The sequence below is a fragment of the Sporosarcina sp. FSL K6-6792 genome (assembly GCF_038004885.1).
Taxonomy (GTDB): Bacteria; Bacillota; Bacilli; order Bacillales_A; family Planococcaceae; genus Sporosarcina; species Sporosarcina psychrophila.
In genome coordinates, this window is the sequence record NZ_JBBOSA010000001.1 from 1,496,378 (window position 1) to 1,514,600 (window position 18,223).

Here is an 18,223-nt window from a genome sequence, read left to right on the forward strand (position 1 = left end):
GCTTATACTGAGTTTATCACCGTTATGGAGGGTGTTATCACCGACTCAAACGAGGTTATCACCGCCATGGATTAGGTTATCACCGACACAACTATTTCCACCAAAAAGCAGCCAGGACTTTTGAAGTAAAAAGTCCTGGCTGCTTCATCATTTTGTTATTGATTCAAACCACTATAAATCATGTCTGCGTTCCATCTAAGCATTTTCACATACGTATCGCCGTCATCACCAGGTTTCCCTAGAGAGTCCGTAAAGATTTTCCCTTTAATCGGCACATTCGTCTCCCTTGATACCATCTCCATGCTACGTGGATCGATACTTGTTTCTAAAAATAACGCTTGAACCTTTTCCTCGTTGATGGTTGCAATGATAGTTGTCAGCTGTTCAGGTGTTCCTTCATGGTGTGAATTGATTTCCCAAATGTAGGCTGCATTAAAATCATACGCTTCGGAGAAGTATTTGAACGCACCTTCACTCGTCACGAGCACCCGGCGTTCTTCTGGGATTTTGTTCATTTTCTCCACGATTTCTTCATGAAGTGCTTTGAGTTCAGTAATATATGCGTCCGCGTTTTCATCATATCGATCTGCATTTTCTGGATCAATTTTCTTCAGGGATTTACGCACGTTTTCTACATACTTGATGCCATTGCGCACATCGAGCCAAGCATGGGGATCTTCTTCCCCTAAATGGTCCTTCGAACTGAGGAGCATCGGTTCAACCCCTTCACTTACACGAAATACCGGCGCATCCTCCCCCGCTTTTCCAGCGGTTTCCATCAATTTAGTAAACCATGCATTTCCTTCTTCTAAATTTAGCCCGTTATAAAAAACAACATCTGCATCTGTCGTCAAAGCGACATCTGCCGGAAGTGGATCATATTGGTGAGGATCTGATCCAATCGGTGCAAGGCTGTGAACATCGACCAAATCTCCCCCGACATTTTTCACAATATCGTAGACAATCGAATACGTCGCAACGACTTGCAGTTTTTCACCCTTCTCTTTTGGAGCAGTCGCCCCTTGGTTACATGCCGACAACAAGACTCCAACAACAACCAGCGCAAACAATAGCATACTTTTTTTCATTCACAATCTTCCCCTTCTATTTTGAATTACCTTTTATAAAACGGCTGATTTTTGTTTATTTGTTCGAATAGCTCTCCACAATAAACCTTGTTTCGGTGAGAATATAAATGCTAAGAAAAATAAAGCGGTTGCGACGAGTACGATTGTTGCGCCAGATGCAAGATTGTACGTAAAGCTCAAATACAAACCAATTATCGCCGAAATCGTTCCACATGTAGCCGAAATGACTATCATGACAGAGAGCCGGTCAGTTAATAAATAAGCTGTCGAAGCGGGTGTAATAAGCATCGCAACGACTAATATGATGCCCACTGTCTGTAACGATGCGACCGTAACAAGTGTTAATAGAACCATTAAAAAGTAATGGATCATCTTAGTCGGAAGCCCATATGCTTGAGCCATAATCGGGTCAAACGAACTGACAAGCAACTCTTTATAAAATATAAACACACTTACCAACACGAAAATACCAACTATTAGTGTCATCCACATATCAGAAGGTCTGACCGCCAACACATTCCCAAACAGGATGTGATACAAATCTGTACTACTCTTCATAAATGTGATAAGGATAATCCCAGCGGCAAATGCAGCAGTAAACATGATGCCAATCGCAGAATCATTTTTCACACGACTGTTCTGGTTGATGAATCCTATACCGATAGCTGTTAAAATACCCGTTATCACCGCTCCGATAAAGAAATTGATACCTAGCATGAAAGAAATTGCGACACCTGGTAATACAGCATGAGATATCGCATCCCCCATCAGGGCCATTCCTCTTAAAATAATAAAACAACCAATGACGCCACTAATGATACCAACCATCACCGATGTAATAAGCGCTTTTTGCAGAAAACCATATTGCATAACTGCCTCGATGAAATGCATCATTTCGCCATCACCCCATCTAAAAACGATAATTGTCCGCCGTATGCTTTTGAAATCATTTGAGGCGTAAACACTTCTTTCACACTGCCCTTCGCAATTAACTCCTTGTTTAACAACAACAGTTCATCAAAATACTTTTCCGCCTTGTTCAAATCATGATGGACGACGATGATTGTTTTTCCTTCATCGCGCAACTCTTTTAAAATCTTCACAATCATCTCTTCACTCGTTGCATCAATTCCAACAAATGGTTCATCGAGTAAAAATAAATCTGCCTGCTGAGCAAGTGCTCTAGCCAGGAAAACACGCTGCTGCTGACCGCCAGATAATTCTCCAATTTGCCGATCCTGAAACTCGATCATATCAACCTTTTCAAGGCACTTCAGAGCCAATGCCCTTTCCTTTCGCCCTGGCCTTTTTAATAATCCAACTGTCGGATACGTACCAATAAGAACTGTATCTTTGACTGTAATCGGGAAATCCCAATCGATTGTACTACGCTGCGGAACGTAAGCAATTCGTTTACGGACCTCTTTCAGCGTGGAACCAAGGATTGTAATATCCCCTTTATCTTTTGAAATCAAATTTAGTAACACTTTAAGCAAAGTGGACTTCCCTGCTCCATTCGGTCCAATGATTCCAACTGATTTCCCACTTGATATCGTGAACTCTATATCATGTAGCACTTCTTTTCCGAAATACGACACATGCAAATTCGAAACTACAATTGCATCTTTCATATTTACACACCTCCATATATCTATTTATATGCCGGAGTTTCCCAAGGGAAACTTTAAATCCAAATTTTTTTTGCCCTAGGGAAACTTTATAGACAAAAAAATGAATTACATTATTGTTTCCCTCAGGAAACTTTACTAACTTCATAGTAGAACATCTAAAACCAAAAGTAAAGAAAAAAATATTTTTTTGAAAAATAACCCCTAGAAAGCCATACCAACAGCATCCGTAGATTCCCTGATTAGATTTCAGTTCACAGGCTTCAACCGATGAAAATCTCCCGACTACGAAAACTTTCATCTGATGAAGAACTGTAAAACTGTCTAGACAGTTTTACAGTTCCATATTAATTAAACATTCCTACTACACACTCTTTAGACTGGCATGATAATTGCATAACTAATATATATATTGAACTAATGATTCTATATAATCACCAGCGAAGGCGCCTCATAAGGGTGCCGAGCGTTGTTGAGAGGATTCTTTATGTCAACATATATAGTTAATAAAGGAGTGGAGAATTCATGTCGAGAAATTTCACAAATCTACTGATTGAAGATGACATTGCAATCGTGGAAATAGACCATGCACCAGCCAATACAATGTCAACAGCATGCATTGCCGAACTAAGAGAGGTTTTTAAAAGTCTTGCCAATGATGATAAGTTGAAAGCGATTATTTTAACTGGTGCAGGTCGCTTCTTTGTTGCCGGTGCTGATATTAAAGAATTCATTGACGCACTGGGTGACGACCAGAAAGGATTGGCAATGGCCACAGCGGGACAAGCAATTTGCCACGAAATAGAATCGATGAAAAAACCCGTTATCGCAGCCATTAATGGTGCTTGTCTTGGTGGAGGATTGGAATTGGCTATGAGCTGCCATTACCGGATTGCCGTATCTGCAGCCAAACTGGGATTACCCGAGCTTCAACTTGGGCTTATCCCTACGTTCGGCGGAACGCAAAGATTGAGCAGGATAACCAGTACAGCCATTGCATTGGAACTAATTTTAACAAGTAAACAACTTAACGGTGACGAGGCAAAGGAAGCTGGACTTATCCAATTAGTCGTTTCCCCAGAAGATCTTTTGCCAACTGCTAAAACGATTGCCAAAGCATTTGTAGACGGTAAGAGTATGACCAGCATCACGCGAGCTGTAGAATGTATCATACAGGGAGCAAATGAATCCTTAGTAAATGGGCTAGAACGGGAACGTAACAATTTTGCTGAACTGTTTTTAACAGACGATGCCAAGGAAGGTGTACACGCATTTATTGAAAAAAGAAAACCGCTATTTAAACATACGTAAAAGGGGTTGTGAACAATGACAGAAGAAGTCCTTTTTTCAATAAGCGACAATGGAGTTGCTACAATTTTACTCAATCGGCCGAAAGCTTTAAACTCACTGTCCTTCGCGATGGTACAAGCAATCAGGGAAAAATTAACAGATTGGAAGACAAATGAACGTGTCAAAGCTGTCATAATCAGAGGTGCAGGAACAAAAGGCTTATGTGCCGGCGGAGATATAAAAACATTATATGAAGCGAAAAATAGTGAAAATGGTCTCCAAAAAGCAAACGACTTTTTCACAGAAGAATATCAAACAGATTTATCCATTGCCCAATTCCCTAAACCAATCATTGCTTGTTTAGATGGTATTGTCATGGGAGGCGGCGTAGGTTTAACTTATGGTGCTTCTATTAAAATCGTTACCGAGCGTACCATTTGGGCAATGCCAGAAATGACAATTGGTTTTTTCCCAGATGTAGGTGCCGCCTATTTTTTAAATAAGGCTCCGGGATTCATCGGGAGATATTTAGCATTGACGGCTACACAATTAAAAGCTGCAGATGTACTGTATATAAATGGAGCAGATCATTTTATGTCTTACGAAAAACTCCTGCTTTTCATCGATGAATTGGAGAGAATGAAATGGGAGCAGACAACCATTAACACATTGCTTGCAAAATACACATCAACCGCACCGGATGATGGCAAATTAGTATCTTTGCAAAAAGACATAGACGACCATTTCTCTCAGACGACGATAGAATCCCTCTTCGATGCCTTAGGGAAAAATGATACTTCATTCGCGAAAGAAACCATAGAAACAATGCGTACGAAATCACCTGTATCATTAAAAGTGACACTAAAGCAGTTAATTGACGGCGAACAAAAAACATTAGAAGAATGCCTTGCCACAGATCTTATTCTTGCAATGAACTTCATGAAACACGAAGACTTTTTCGAAGGAGTTCGCTCTGTCTTGATTGATAAAGATTTAGCACCCTGCTACAAGTACCCACACATTTCATCTGTTTCGAATGAAATGGTCAATGGCTTTTTCATAGCCGACTAATTAGAGAAAGCCGAATCCCCCCAAAAAGGAATTCGGCTTTTTTCAATTCTTTTCTTAGAACCAACGCTCCGTTACAACTTTTTTACGCGTATAAAACTGTACCCCGTCTTTCCCATTTGTGCCGAGATCTCCATAGAATGAAGATTTGTTACCGGCAAAAGAGAAGAATGCCATTGGTGCAGGTACATTCACATTTACTCCAATCATACCCGCATCAATTTTTTCACGAAACGTTTGAGCGCTTTTACCACTTCCCGTATAAATGACCGCTCCATTGGCAAACTTCGATTGATTTGTCAGCGCAATTCCCTCTTCTAAATCCTTCACACGCACAATGCTTAACACTGGAGCAAAGAGTTCTTCCTGCCAGATTTTCATTTCATTGTTCACGTTATCAAAAATAGTCGCTCCGAGATAATTTCCTTCTGCCAGTTGACTATCTATTTCTCGGCCATCGACAATCAGCGAAGCCCCTTCAGCTATACCACTCTCTATATAACTAAGCACGCGTTCTTTATGCGATTTGCGAATAAGAGGACCGACAAAATTCTCTTCATAACGCCCATCTCCTACTGATAATTCACGCGTTTTTGCAACAAGTAGCTCCATAAAATCATCTGCAACTTCATCAACAACTGCAACGACCGAACAAGCCATACAACGCTCACCGCTACTGCCGAACGCTGCACCAATAACTCCTTGAACTGTTTTTTCGAGATGACAGTCCGCCATGACAACCGCATGGTTCTTTGCACCAGCAAGCGCCTGAACACGTTTACCGTATTTCGTACCCGTTTCATACACATGTTTTGCAACCGGTTCTGATCCAACGAAAGAAATTGCTTTGACATCTGGGTGTTCCAGTAAACCGTTCACCACTTCTTTTCCCCCATGCACCAAACTTAGGACACCTTTAGGGAAACCGGATTCGTGAAATAATTCAACAAGATGTCCCGCTAAAACGGGCGTTCTTTCAGATGCTTTAAGCACAAATGTATTCCCGCAAGCAATCGCCAGTGGAAACATCCAGAGGGGCACCATCATCGGGAAATTAAATGGAGTGATCCCTGCGACAACTCCAATCGGGTAGCGCCAGACAGATCCGTCAATACCGGTAGCCATATTTGGTAGAGCCTCTCCCATCATCATGCTAGGCGCTGACGTAGCAAGTTCCACTACCTCTATCCCTCTTTGCACTTCCCCTCTTGCATCTGTCAATGTTTTTCCGCTTTCCATCGTAATAATCTGTGCTAACTCCTCTTTATGCTCCTCCAACTTTTGCAAGTAAGTAAACAGAAGACGCGCACGGTTCGGAACTGGTATATCGGCCCACGATAGAAAAGCTTGTTTTGCCACTTCCACTGCAGCATCGACGTCTTTCTTTGTAGATAATGGTACATAAGCAATTGTTTCACCTGTTGCTGGATTCGAAACTGTTTCCGTTTCAGTACCAGATGAGTCCACCCATTCACCGTTAATCCAATTTTTCATTTGCTTTATAGTTGTTGTAGTCATTTATTTCAATCCCCCTATTGTAAATGCTATTTTTTGATGTCCAATTCTTTTATACAAAGCTGACATATCCTCTTCCGCTAATCCCGCATGTTCCGCTTCTTCATAAACTGCAAAAAGGGCTTGGCTGATTGGGAGATGCAACTGATTACTCTCTGCCAATTGCAATGCGAATCCCATATCTTTTCGTAATAACTTCAGCGCAAATCCCGGTTCATACTCCTCATTTTCGATAAATGATTTAAAGTTCCGTTCATATATTCGACTCTGTCCATAGCTAACATTTAACATATCAAAAAGCTTGTTCATGTCCATGTTATTTTCATTTGCTAATGCCAACGCTTCACTCACCCCTGCGGTATAGAAACCGATGAGCAGATTATTTATCAATTTTGCAATTGTACCACTGTCAATTCGCTCATTCACATGAAACAAATTTTCGCCTAGTACTGAAATAATTGGTAATGAACGCTCATAGTCCACCGCTCGGCCACCAACCATAAATGTCAATGTCCGATTTTCCGCACCTATCACACCCCCACTGACTGGTGCGGCTAAATAAGCAACTCCTTTCGCTTGTGCTTCCTCGCTTATGCGGCGATTCACTTCCGGCGAAACAGTGCTCGTATCAATCAAAAGAATATTTTCATCGCTTTGGTGAATCAACCCTGCTTCTCCTAAATAAACTGATTCCACCGCGGCTGTTGATGGTAAACTCGTCAAAATAATAGCGCAACGTCCTGCCATTTGTATTGCAGAAAGACCAATTATTCCGCCCGCTTGCTGAAATACAGTTTCAGCTAATTCACTTCGGTCATTTCCATAAACAGTGAATCCGGATTCCAGTAAGTTTTTCGCCATGGGCATTCCCATATTCCCTAAGCCGATCATGCCAATTTTCATCATCGAGTCCCCCCATATTTTAGACGTTATATCGAGCGCTTTCTATTATTCCTTGAACAATTTCTCTCTTCTTGATAAACATATTACTGTAAAGCGGAGCTGAGATTGCTTGAATTTCCATCAGCATAAGCCCACGACTTTCCTCATCGGGTAGAGCACTTGATACAAACGAAATAGCTGCTGTTTGAATACTTCGATACCCCTCTTCACAAATGACATCGGACATGAGCATCTTCCTTTTTTCCTCGGATTCCCCATTTTTAATTAGCGCCTTCTCAGTCCTTAGCAAAGCAGATTCCATGATGAATAGCCTTTCATTCATACTGGCTAGTAATCCTAAATACTCTTGTTCCTCTTCAATTGATTTCCCTAAAGGTCCAGCAAGCGCTTTCACGACAATTCCGATAAGTTGTTTCGCCTTTACTAAGTAGCCGTAATGCCGCGTCAAAGCATGCGTCCGATTGTCCACTTCGTTTTTTGCAGACCATAGTTGCCCCTTTTCGATTTTTTTCAGTACACCTTTAGCAATTGCAAGACGATTAATTTCATTTGTCCCTTCGAAAATTCGATTGATTCGGGCATCGCGATATAAATTTTCTACTTCATATTCCTGCATATAACCATATCCCCCGTGAATTTGCACTGCCTCGTCAACAATATAATCAAGGGCTTCTGAACTATTCACTTTATTTATTGCACAATCAATCATGAAGTCAGCGACAATTCTTACTAACTCCTCTACCGAATCAACAGATTGAAGCGCTTCATCCATTTCCCCCGCTGTTCGGTATGCCGCACTTTCTGCACCGAAGATTCGTACTGCCATATTGGCTACCTTTTCTTGGATCATCGTGAAGCCAATCAATGCTTTGCTGAATTGCTTTCGCTCTTTCGCATAAGCTACTGATAGATGTAATGCATGCTTTGCCGTTCCGATATTGGCAAATGCAAGTTTCAAACGAGCCATATTTAAAATATTCAAAGCAATATGATGCCCTTTCCCAATTTCCCCCAGGACGTTTCCAACAGGTATTTTGACGTCTTCCAAAATAAGAGTAGCAGTAGAAGAACCGTTAATCCCCATCTTTTTTTCCTCGGGTCCAACTGACACACCTTCAAATGTTCGCTCTACGATAAATGCAGTCATACCTTCGGCTATTTTTCCAAACACTACGTAACAATCAGCGAGATGGGCATTCGTTATCCATTGCTTTTCGCCATTCAATATCCAATCCGTCCCTTCTTTGTTCAAGACGGCAGTTGTTTTCGAATTCAAAGCATCCGACCCTGCATTCGACTCTGTCAAGGCGTAAGCACCAATCCATTCCCCACTTGTCAATTTCGGTAAGTACTTTTCCTTTTGGGCTTCTGTACCAAAATAGACATATGGCAATGTACCAACACCAACATGAATATTAAACGAAACGCTAAATGAACCGGCCGCACCCATTATCTCTGCAACGAGACCTGCAACCATTTTCCCTAACTCAAAACCACCATAGGCTTCCGGGACTTCAATACCAAGAAGACCGATATCCCCAGCTTTTTCAAAAAGTACGCGAACATCTTGATTTTCTATCGACAAACCTTTTTCAAGTTGAGGCTTCACGTCCAGTTTCAGAAATTGTTTGGTTGTTTTAGCAATCATTTCATAGTCGTCTGTAAAATCTTCGGGTGTAAAATAGGAATAAGTCATACTACTATTTGTTAAATTAGTATCTGAGATTAAGTGTTGTATCTGCTCCATTTCTCATTCCCTCCATTCAATGTTATATATTGCAAGTTGCATGCCAATAAAATATCGGACGGAACACAGATGTTTCTAAGCAATGGAAAGCGCCAACTGTCTAAGTGACTAGACAAGTTGACGCTTCTAGTTAGCAGTTTGCAGTTATAACTGATAACGAGATAGTTTATTATAAAGAGTTGCTCTTGTAATGCCGAGACGTTTAGCCGCTTCCGACTTGTTCCCGCTTACTTCTCTTAATACTTTTTCAATGATATTCTTCTCTTCTTCCTCATGCACAAGTTGTCTTACTTCATTTCTATCGCTTAACGACGAGGAAATAGTCATATATTCTTGTTTCTTTTCTATTCGAAAAAATTCGTTTGGCAAATCACTCATTTTAATATGGGATTCGCTTGTCAAAGCAAATAATCTTTCCAATACATTAATTAACTCGCGTACATTCCCTGGCCAATGATATCGAAAGAATAGTTGCATGACTTCCTTATCAATCGTTTTCCCCTCACTATCGTACATTTGACAAAGAGTGGGTAGCTGTGCAGAAATAATCAGTGGGATATCACTTTTCCGCTCCCTAAGTGGAGGAATATTCAAGGGGATCACGTGAAGCCGATAATATAAATCTTCTCTAAACTCGCCTTCCCTCACCATTTTTTCAAGGTTTTTATTTGTAGCTGTAATAATCCGGAACTGGACCTGGATCGGTTCAGTTCCACCAATCCGTTCCACCTCTTTTTCCTGAATCACCCTAAGAATTTTCACCTGTGTCGCAAGGGGCATGTCACCAATTTCATCCAAGAAAATTGTCCCCATGTGAGCAAGCTCAAATTTCCCTGGTTTCCCTCCTTTTTTCGCACCTGTAAACGCACCTTCCATATAGCCAAATAGCTCTGATTCGATTAAGTTCTCGGGAATCGCTGCACAATTAACACTGATAAAACGTCCACTGCTCATCTTACCCGTATCATGTATCGCCCTTGCAAATTGCTCTTTTCCAACACCACTTTCCCCAGTGATCAAAACGGGAGCCTTAGACTGTGCTGCCTTTCTTGCAAGCTTCTTTGTATTAGATATCGCGGGACTCTCTCCGAGAATATCTTCAAAAGTGAACCGTTTCTGTGCAGCAACTTTGCCCACCTCAATCGACGTTTCACTCCCTTTTCGTTGCTCTAACAAATCTATTTGAGTGATAATTTGCTGGACTTCAGAAACGCCTTCATAAATAAGCATACCGACGGCCCCAACAATACGACCATTTTTCCAAATCGGCATTCGGTGAACAACCATTTTTTGCCCCTGCAGCCAATGGATTTGATTACGCTCAGGGATACCCGTTCTAAGGACAATTGGTATCCTTGTATTCTCAATAACATTTTCTACTGGAAGGCCAATAGCCTCCTCCTTAGTCACGCCAACATAGCGGCTATAGTTTTCATTGAACAATTGAATCACACCCGCTTCATCTACAATCGTCAATCCTTCATAAGCCGTATCAAAACATAGTGTATACCACTCGATTGTCTCCTTTGATTTTTCAAGTCGTTGAAAAAGGGCTTGATTAATCTTCAGCAGTTCTATTTGTGTGATTACTCCTTGGAGCATGCCTGTCTTCTCACATACGACATAGGTTGGACATCCATCCAATTGCTTCACTGGGAAATCTTCATTCACCGATTGGAAGACTGCACTAATAATAGAGTTAATCGGTTCATTCCAACCTATCCCACTCTTAATAGTAGCAAGACAATCCCCTATTGTGACGACTCCGATTAGTCGTTCATGATCCACAACTGGCAGTTCCGAACAATGTCCTTCGGAGAGCAAACGTAATGTTTCTCCGATTTCATGGTCCTTTGTCAACACTTGCGGATATTCGCTCATCCATTCTTTAACCTTATAATAATCTTCTTTTACCATTTCTCATCATCCACCTTTTGATAATGTGAAAAGGCGATGATCCATTCTCCAGCAGGCCTTACCTCCATGCCTTAAAGAACGAATCATCGCCGCTATTCAGTATTACTGCTCTTTTGTTAATACGGTCTTCGCTATTGACTCGTCCAATGCTTCAAATTCATCATAAGAAATAGTAACGTATAATTCACTTCTCGTTTGCATATCAGAAAGTGCTTGTTCTTGTGAGCCCTCATTGATGATTTTCTCAAAAACACGTTCATAGGCTTTGGCAGCAACTCTTAATGATGTGACTGGGTAAATCACCATATGGAAACCCATTTCAGCAAATTCATCGGCGCTATAATAGGGTGTTTTTCCAAACTCAGTCATATTTGCAAGCAAAGGAACCGAAATCTCTTTGGCAAACAGTCTGAATTCCTCTTCTGATTGAAGAGCTTCCGGGAAAATAGCATCCGCACCCGCTTCCACATATGCCTTCGCTCTATCAATCGCTTGCTCTAAACCTTCCACTGCGCGCGCATCTGTTCTCGCAACAATAAGAAGTGTCGGTGCAACCTGTTTCAACACTACTATTTTCTGCACCATTTCTTCAGTAGAAACCAAGTTCTTGCCATTCAAATGGCCACATTTCTTAGGTAACTGTTGGTCCTCTAATTGTACTGCTGCAACATTCGCTTCTACCATTTCACGGGCTGTCCTTGCTACATTCAATACACCACCAAAACCTGTATCGATATCAACAAGCAGCGGTAAATCGGTAGCACGCACTATATCCCTTGCTCGCTCCGCAACTTCAGTTGACGTCACAATCCCTAAGTCTGGTAAACCACGACTAGCCGTATAGGCGGCCCCCGATAAATAGAGTGCAGAAAATCCGGCATCTCGTGCAATAAGCCCTGCCATCGCATCATGCGCACCAGGGATTTGAACGATTCCTGATGCATGCATGATTGAATGGAATTTCTTAGCTAATGTCTCTTGTGATGATTGTTGATCAACAATCCATGCCATTGTCATTTCCCTCCTCTCTTAAAGCAAAAATAAGTCGACAAATTCTTTGACGTTCATCTGTTCTAACTTACTTTGGCTTTCGCACGCCACTTCTATTTCTGTTCGCTTCTTTTCAGGGTAATGAGTCATCAATGTAGCCGAAAATTTCTCGCGTATTTGAGGAATAGCTTCCTCTCTTCTAAAGCGATGACCAAGCGGATACTCACTTACAACTTTCTCTGTTGTGGAACCGTCTTTAAATGTAACTTGAACAGCATTGGCGATCGAGCGCTTGCTCGGATCGAGATAATCTTTACTATACTGCTCGTCCTCTACGACAATCATTTTATTTCTTAATTGATCGATTCGTGAGTCATTTGCCACGTCATCTTCATAATGATCTGCAACAACATCGCCATATAGTAAACCAAGTGCCGTAATGTATTGGATGCAATGGTCACGGTCAGCGGGGTTGTTAAGCGGACCTACTTTATCGATAATCCGAATAGCAGATTCATGTGTCGTGATTGTAATTTTTTCAATATCATCAAGTCGCTCCTTTATCTCCTGATGCAGGATAATGGCACATTCCGCCGCTGTTTGCGCATGGAACTCGGCTGGATACGATACTTTAAACAGTATATTCTCCATCACATAAGAATCTAAAGGACGTGCCAGTGTTAATTCCTTTTGATTGTATAAAACATCTTGGAATCCCCACTCCGGAGCGGATAGCGCTGTCGGGTAACCCATTTCGCCTGTCATTGCCATCATCCCCAGTCGTACACCCCTACTCGTTGCATCTCCTGCTGCCCACGATTTTCGTGAACCGGTATTAGGTGCATGACGATACGTTCTAAGGCTTGCGCCATCAATCCAGGCATTTGTCAACGCATTATTTATTTCTGTACGTCCCCCGCCAAGCATTTTGGTGACGACCGCAGTTGTAGCAATTTTGACGAAATGAACATGGTCAAGTCCAACACGGTTCAAACTATTATCTAATGCCAGTACGCCTTGGATTTCATGTGCTTTAATCATCATTTCCAATACATCACGTACAACAAGTGGTTTTTTTCCTTCCGAGAGACGTAAACGGCTTAGATAATCCGCTGTAGCTAAAATGCCACCTAAATTATCGGACGGATGACCCCACTCAGCAGCTAACCATGTGTCATTATAATCGAGCCATCGTATCATGCAGCCAATATTAAATGCGCCTTGGACCGGGTCCAGTACATACGATGTACCAGGTACACGACTGCCATTTGGAACAATAGTACCCGGTACTACAGGTCCTAGTAATTTCGTACACTCCGGATAGCTTAATGCCAATATTCCACACCCGATTGTATCTATTAACACATTATGTGCTGTCTTATATGCTTCCTCGCTTGTAATTTCTTTATTTAAAACATAGTCCGTAATTTCCTCTATCAGTGTATCCATTGTCATTTGTTCTTTCAATTTCAACATCTAACTCTTCCTTTCCGCTTTCAATTTGTTTAGAATAGTACTAAGTGATGCCTAGTGTATCGCTGTTGTGGTGAACGGCCAGTTACAACTCCCCAGTTGAATGATTGCTGTGTCGTTCGCCTATATAATGAACCCTTGGACGGTATAAACGATTATTTTCATGTTGTTCAATAACATGCGCACACAATCCTACTGTTCTCGAGCCAAAAAAGATTGGTGTGTATAATGGGATTGGAATGCCCAGCATCCAATATACCGGTGCCGCGTAATAATCTAGATTTGGATAAAGTCCTTTCTCTCTTTCCATTATGGTTTCTCCCGCCTCACACATTTGGTAAAGGAGATCGTCACCCTTTAGCGCACATAACTCCTTTAACGCATCCTTCATTACCAAGGCCCTTGGATCCATCTTTTTCATATAGACTCGATGACCAAACCCCATAATTTTCTCTTTATCACGTAAACGCTTTTCTAATAACAATTCAAATGCGTCAACAGAACCGGCCTCTAAAAGCATATTCATGACTGCTTCATTCGCTCCTCCATGTAAATAGCCCTTTAAAGAAGCAACCGCTCCAGTCAATGCACCATATAAATCCGAAAACGTCGAGGCAATTACCCTTGCGGTGAAGGTGGAATTTGGCATTTCGTGCTCGCTATAAAGTAGTAGCGACTGGTCAAAAATAGATTCTTCCAACTCTGTCGGTTTCCTCCCTGTGATCATATAAAGGAAATTAGCACTGTATGACAATTCTTTCAACGGGAGGATTTGTTCCTCTTCCTGTAATATGTGAAAGCTGTTCGCAATTATTTCCGGAATTTTGCCAAGTAACTCGTAAGCTCTTTTTTTATTGATAGCTAGAGTGTGCTGATCAATTTCCTTATCATAGCCCGCTAAAACAGATATCCCAGTTCGCAATGCGTCCATTGGATGTGTCTCTTTAGGCAATGCTTGCAAAACCTTTGTGACACCTTCTGGCACACCATGCTCTTTTTTCAATTTATCTGCCACACCTGCTTTTTCAGTATCAGACGGCAAGGTATTTTCCATTAGCAAGTGGACAATATCAAGATACCCTTTGGTTTTTGAAAGCTCGATTAAATCGTATCCTTTGATAATAATCTGACCCAATTCCGTATCGAGCAGCGAAATGGATGTTTCAGTGGCAATCACGCCTTCAAGTCCTGGTAAAAATGTAAGTGTATTCGTCATACTATTTTCCCCCAATCTGAATGGTTATGACTCTGAGATTTGTAAACGCTTTCACTTCACCAAAAATTATCCTATTTGTAGCTGTTCGCAGCGCTTCCCCTTATTTCTGACCATAAAAAAAACAACTTCATAAGAGAAGTTGTTAAAGAGCGCCAGAATCCCAACTAAAAGAAAGCTGCCTGTTAAAAATAGGCATAGCTCATCCGCGCGTCCTTAACACCCCCTATCCTCGTAGGTCAACATGTGTTATAAAAAGAGGCAGGTCTCCTGGCTAATGATCATTGCTATTCGTACCTTCCCACTTTTTTATAAAAAGCAGTGGTTTAAACGAAATCGCTCCCATTTACAGTTGCGGGACAGCGTCGGATTCTCACCGAACTTCCCTTTTAAGCAGACCAATACATCAGTATTAATCCGCACCTATTTTTACACATATTCAATTATCGAAATATCCCCTTGACTATAACACAAACTTTTAAATATTCCAATTCTTTATTCATATCTAATTTCTATTGTTGCAGAGAGGCATTAAGTATACCGACTTCAAGAATGCGTAAACAATAATTGGATACTCTTTTCATTTATCGTCACTTATCATTACTATTACATAAATGGGAAACGTGTATCCAATCCCCATTTACACACTATATATGTTGAATTAAAGAATTCCATTGAATCGCTACGGCGCTAGGGGATGCCTCCCGCCATAAGCCAGGGCACTGAAAAAGTACAATTCCCTTCAATCCCGTTGATTTCCGTTCCGAGCGGACGCTTTCCGCGGGCACGGCGGAGTCGCCGCTCTTCACTACAATCAACTAGTTCTTATTATAAAAAAGAACTTTTTCAGTTTTCTCTTAATTCGGGGTGTGGATTGTAGAGCGCTTGGCGCTTTGGCGACCCCTTTGCCGCGCGTGCACTAGGGTGTTCATTATCGAGAGAAATGTAATTTCGAGATGTATATGCTGAGATTATAAGGTGATTACTAGTTGATACTACTTATAGTCAAGAAAGACGTGCTCCAACTTACAAATTGCATCACAGATAATGAAAAGCTCTTTCTCACATAGACCATCTAGCGAAGGCGCGTCTTCGTGGTAGCCGGAGCGATAAGACTGAAAGAGGTCTTCTTTCTGGCTTATCGCGGGAGGCATCCACAAAGCGTCAAAGCGGTATTAGTGGGAATCCTAAACCATTCCAAGTGCTAATGCTTTTTCAGTGACCTCCCAAAAGCCCTTGTAAAGCGCATACGCCGTATTCATTTGTTCAACATATATAATTAATTAACTGAACCTATATATCTCCTAAATCGACAATTTCCCCTGTCACCGCATCAACACATTCCGCCGCATCCAACAAGCCGCAAAGAATATACTTACCTGCGAACTCGTCATATACATAAGTCGGATCAAGCGTAATATAGGGTATCATTTTCTCAAATGCTTCTTCAGGTGTTACGACCGCGTTTGCGGCAGGCAGAAAGGCTTCAAAAATCTCAAACATCGAGCCATTATCAAGATAATTCAGCACCTTCATCGTTTCCGGATTCATGAAAACAACTACTTTTCGATTAAAAATCATTGGGTTTTCTTCATTTATTTCACAATGCGCTTCGATAAAATTCTCTTGACAACGAAGTTGGGACAGCTTCCACTTCCCTGATTCATCAGGATATTCAGCTCGTAGTACATCCCGAACAACTTTTTTACTACGTTCAATTTGATCAGCCGACAACGTCAGTTTTTTACCTGCGTCGACGTTACCGAATGCTTCTTCTACGTTTGCTTCGGAAACAATTGTGATTTCTTCACGATCAATATTTTGTTCTAACGGTTTATTCCATTCGATTACTTCATCAATTTTAACTTCTGAACGCTCATGTTCCATAAATGGGATGATTCGGGCCCCGTCAACCGTTACGTACACTTCTTCCATTGCATAGACGGGAACAAAACGTTTTTCAGTTTCAGATGGAAACTTTATAAGTTGAAGCTGTTTTTTGACGATTGGTTCAATTTCTTCAAGTGTTAACGTGAATTTTGACTGCTCAACGAGATTTCGCGAAGGCATCGTTCCGTATGAATGATAAGAAGTCAGCTTGCCAACATCATCAAATTCAACTTCAATTATACAGCTCGGAGAAAAATAGATACCATCGATGTCTGATGTAAATTGAAACCCATTTGCATTCGCTTGCGTTAGTTTGAAATCCTGTTCGTACACCAATCCAGTTTCCTTTTCAAGCCATGCAGCGACTTCAGCAGCGGCTTTATCCGGAAAGTGCGTTTTTGTAGAAAATGATTCACCTTGTACGAATGACACATTACTAAAGTGTTGCTTTTGAATTGCATATTCAACAATCGCTGTTCCCTCGGGATTATAACCTTCTTCGATTGGCTCGTTTAACTCTTTAGGAAACCACTCCATAGTAAACGTATAGTAAGCATCCCCCATAGTATCTCGTTCTTTATAAATCGAATGTCTTGCCATTCGGTAAGCATCTAAACCAAACTTTTCTTGCGCTTCATCGACAATCTTTTGTAGTCTCTTGTCCATGTTCCCACCCTTTTCCTATGTATTATTGAAATAAAGAACTTCATTCGTGTTGTTCAACATAAATGGTCAAAAATAAAAGCTGATTGCACATGGCAGTCAGCTCTGTTGTTCACTCAAAAAATACTTTATCAAGATTATATTTCGCACGTTGTGTATTAATGATATACGTTTCATAAATTTCGCGTTCCATCGGGTCTTCGACAACGATAATCGCAATTTCATGCACTTCGTTACGATGATTTTTGATTGGAGAGACCGTGTCTTCAAAATGCTTTTTAACACGTTGGCGCAGTTTACGTGCTTTCCCAGCAAACAGCAATTCATCTTTGTTATTATAAAACAAAATGATGCCGCCTTTATCACGTGGAATTTCATGTAAATCAATAAATCCATAAATTGGTTTTATCGGCGCAACATCGGCACCCATTTCTTGTTTACGTTGTACAATTGTTACATCCGGATTTGGTATAGTAATTGTGATCAATTAAACGTCACGTCCTCTTCTGTTATGAACTTAAATTCTAACATAAAACAGCCCAAAAAGCGAAGAATGGTGTCATTCAAATCAATTCAAAACAACTATATTTCCCTTACTAATTGCTCTGATTGTTCATTTTCTTTAAAATCGGACAACATTTCGGAAATAACAGGAAGATACTAGTCACACTACACTATTGATTCGTAGTAGTGACAGGCATTTTTATAGAACCTTATCATGCAGCATTGTTGACTTTTGATTCATAATCGTGTAAATTATTCAATAATACATACGAGCATTGAAGAGAAAAGTAAAGTGATGAATTCCGTCCTTTTCAATCGGTTAACGATTGATTTG

14 protein-coding genes and 1 riboswitch are annotated in these 18,223 nt (G+C 41.0%); of the genes, 2 read left to right on the forward strand and 12 right to left on the reverse strand.

Going from position 1 to position 18,223, the window contains the following annotated elements; translation table 11 throughout:
* Nucleotides 1-155 precede the first annotated feature (155 nt).
* From MKZ26_RS07110 to MKZ26_RS07120, 3 genes are read right to left on the reverse strand one after another with little or no spacing between them, the layout of a single operon-like run.
* Nucleotides 156-1,088 (reverse strand): metal ABC transporter substrate-binding protein, encoded by a 933-nt coding sequence (locus tag MKZ26_RS07110; protein ID WP_340765358.1) that lies wholly within the window; start codon nucleotides 1,086-1,088, stop codon nucleotides 156-158.
* 33 nt (nucleotides 1,089-1,121) lie between these two features.
* Nucleotides 1,122-1,979 (reverse strand): metal ABC transporter permease, encoded by an 858-nt coding sequence (locus tag MKZ26_RS07115; RefSeq protein ID WP_340767613.1) that lies wholly within the window; start codon nucleotides 1,977-1,979, stop codon nucleotides 1,122-1,124.
* A complete protein-coding gene (locus tag MKZ26_RS07120) occupies nucleotides 1,979-2,719 on the reverse strand; it encodes a metal ABC transporter ATP-binding protein (RefSeq protein ID WP_067207414.1) in 741 nt (246 codons plus the stop codon). The genes MKZ26_RS07115 and MKZ26_RS07120 overlap by 1 nt, the downstream gene beginning before the upstream one ends.
* A 522-nt stretch (nucleotides 2,720-3,241) precedes the next feature.
* On the opposite strand from MKZ26_RS07120, the gene MKZ26_RS07125 reads away from it, so the two are divergent.
* Together MKZ26_RS07125 and MKZ26_RS07130 are read left to right on the forward strand one after the other, a co-directional pair.
* Nucleotides 3,242-4,027, forward strand: coding sequence for an enoyl-CoA hydratase-related protein (locus MKZ26_RS07125; RefSeq protein WP_340765360.1), 786 nt, complete (start codon nucleotides 3,242-3,244; stop codon nucleotides 4,025-4,027).
* A 15-nt stretch (nucleotides 4,028-4,042) separates the two neighbouring features.
* Nucleotides 4,043-5,077: an enoyl-CoA hydratase/isomerase family protein gene (locus MKZ26_RS07130; protein ID WP_340765362.1), complete on the forward strand. Its 1,035-nt coding sequence runs from the start codon at nucleotides 4,043-4,045 to the stop codon at nucleotides 5,075-5,077.
* Between the two features lie 54 nt (nucleotides 5,078-5,131).
* Here MKZ26_RS07130 and MKZ26_RS07135 read toward each other — a convergent pair whose 3' ends face one another.
* The 9 genes from MKZ26_RS07135 to MKZ26_RS07175 all read right to left on the reverse strand — a co-directional run bounded on the left by MKZ26_RS07135 (nucleotide 5,132) and on the right by MKZ26_RS07175 (nucleotide 17,872).
* Nucleotides 5,132-6,592, reverse strand: a complete 1,461-nt coding sequence (locus tag MKZ26_RS07135) for a CoA-acylating methylmalonate-semialdehyde dehydrogenase (protein ID WP_340765364.1) — start codon at nucleotides 6,590-6,592, stop codon at nucleotides 5,132-5,134.
* Nucleotides 6,593-7,495, reverse strand: a complete 903-nt coding sequence (locus tag MKZ26_RS07140; RefSeq protein WP_187047260.1) for an NAD(P)-dependent oxidoreductase — start codon at nucleotides 7,493-7,495, stop codon at nucleotides 6,593-6,595.
* A gap of 16 nt (nucleotides 7,496-7,511) precedes the next feature.
* Nucleotides 7,512-9,239 carry an acyl-CoA dehydrogenase family protein gene (locus MKZ26_RS07145; RefSeq protein WP_445683404.1) on the reverse strand — a complete coding sequence of 576 codons (1,728 nt, stop codon included), beginning with the start codon at nucleotides 9,237-9,239 and terminating at the stop codon, nucleotides 7,512-7,514.
* Nucleotides 9,240-9,383: 144 nt separating this feature from the next.
* Entirely contained in the window at nucleotides 9,384-11,156 is a 1,773-nt protein-coding gene (locus MKZ26_RS07150) for a sigma 54-interacting transcriptional regulator (protein WP_340765368.1), read from the reverse strand.
* 102 nt (nucleotides 11,157-11,258) lie between these two features.
* The gene (prpB, locus tag MKZ26_RS07155) at nucleotides 11,259-12,167 is read right to left on the reverse strand and encodes a methylisocitrate lyase (protein ID WP_340765370.1); all 909 of its coding nucleotides are present in this window, start codon (nucleotides 12,165-12,167) and stop codon (nucleotides 11,259-11,261) included.
* An 18-nt stretch (nucleotides 12,168-12,185) separates the two neighbouring features.
* A complete protein-coding gene (locus MKZ26_RS07160) occupies nucleotides 12,186-13,622 on the reverse strand; it encodes a bifunctional 2-methylcitrate dehydratase/aconitate hydratase (RefSeq protein ID WP_340765372.1) in 1,437 nt (478 codons plus the stop codon).
* Between the two features lie 82 nt (nucleotides 13,623-13,704).
* Complete coding sequence (gene mmgD, locus MKZ26_RS07165) at nucleotides 13,705-14,835, reverse strand: citrate synthase (RefSeq protein ID WP_340765373.1); 1,131 nt, start codon at nucleotides 14,833-14,835, stop codon at nucleotides 13,705-13,707.
* A gap of 240 nt (nucleotides 14,836-15,075) precedes the next feature.
* Nucleotides 15,076-15,274: riboswitch (cobalamin riboswitch) on the reverse strand.
* A gap of 851 nt (nucleotides 15,275-16,125) precedes the next feature.
* Nucleotides 16,126-17,388, reverse strand: coding sequence for a hypothetical protein (locus tag MKZ26_RS07170; protein WP_340765375.1), 1,263 nt, complete (start codon nucleotides 17,386-17,388; stop codon nucleotides 16,126-16,128).
* A 109-nt stretch (nucleotides 17,389-17,497) separates the two neighbouring features.
* Nucleotides 17,498-17,872 carry a nucleotide excision repair endonuclease gene (locus tag MKZ26_RS07175; RefSeq protein ID WP_067207386.1) on the reverse strand — a complete coding sequence of 125 codons (375 nt, stop codon included), beginning with the start codon at nucleotides 17,870-17,872 and terminating at the stop codon, nucleotides 17,498-17,500.
* Nucleotides 17,873-18,223 lie beyond the last annotated feature (351 nt).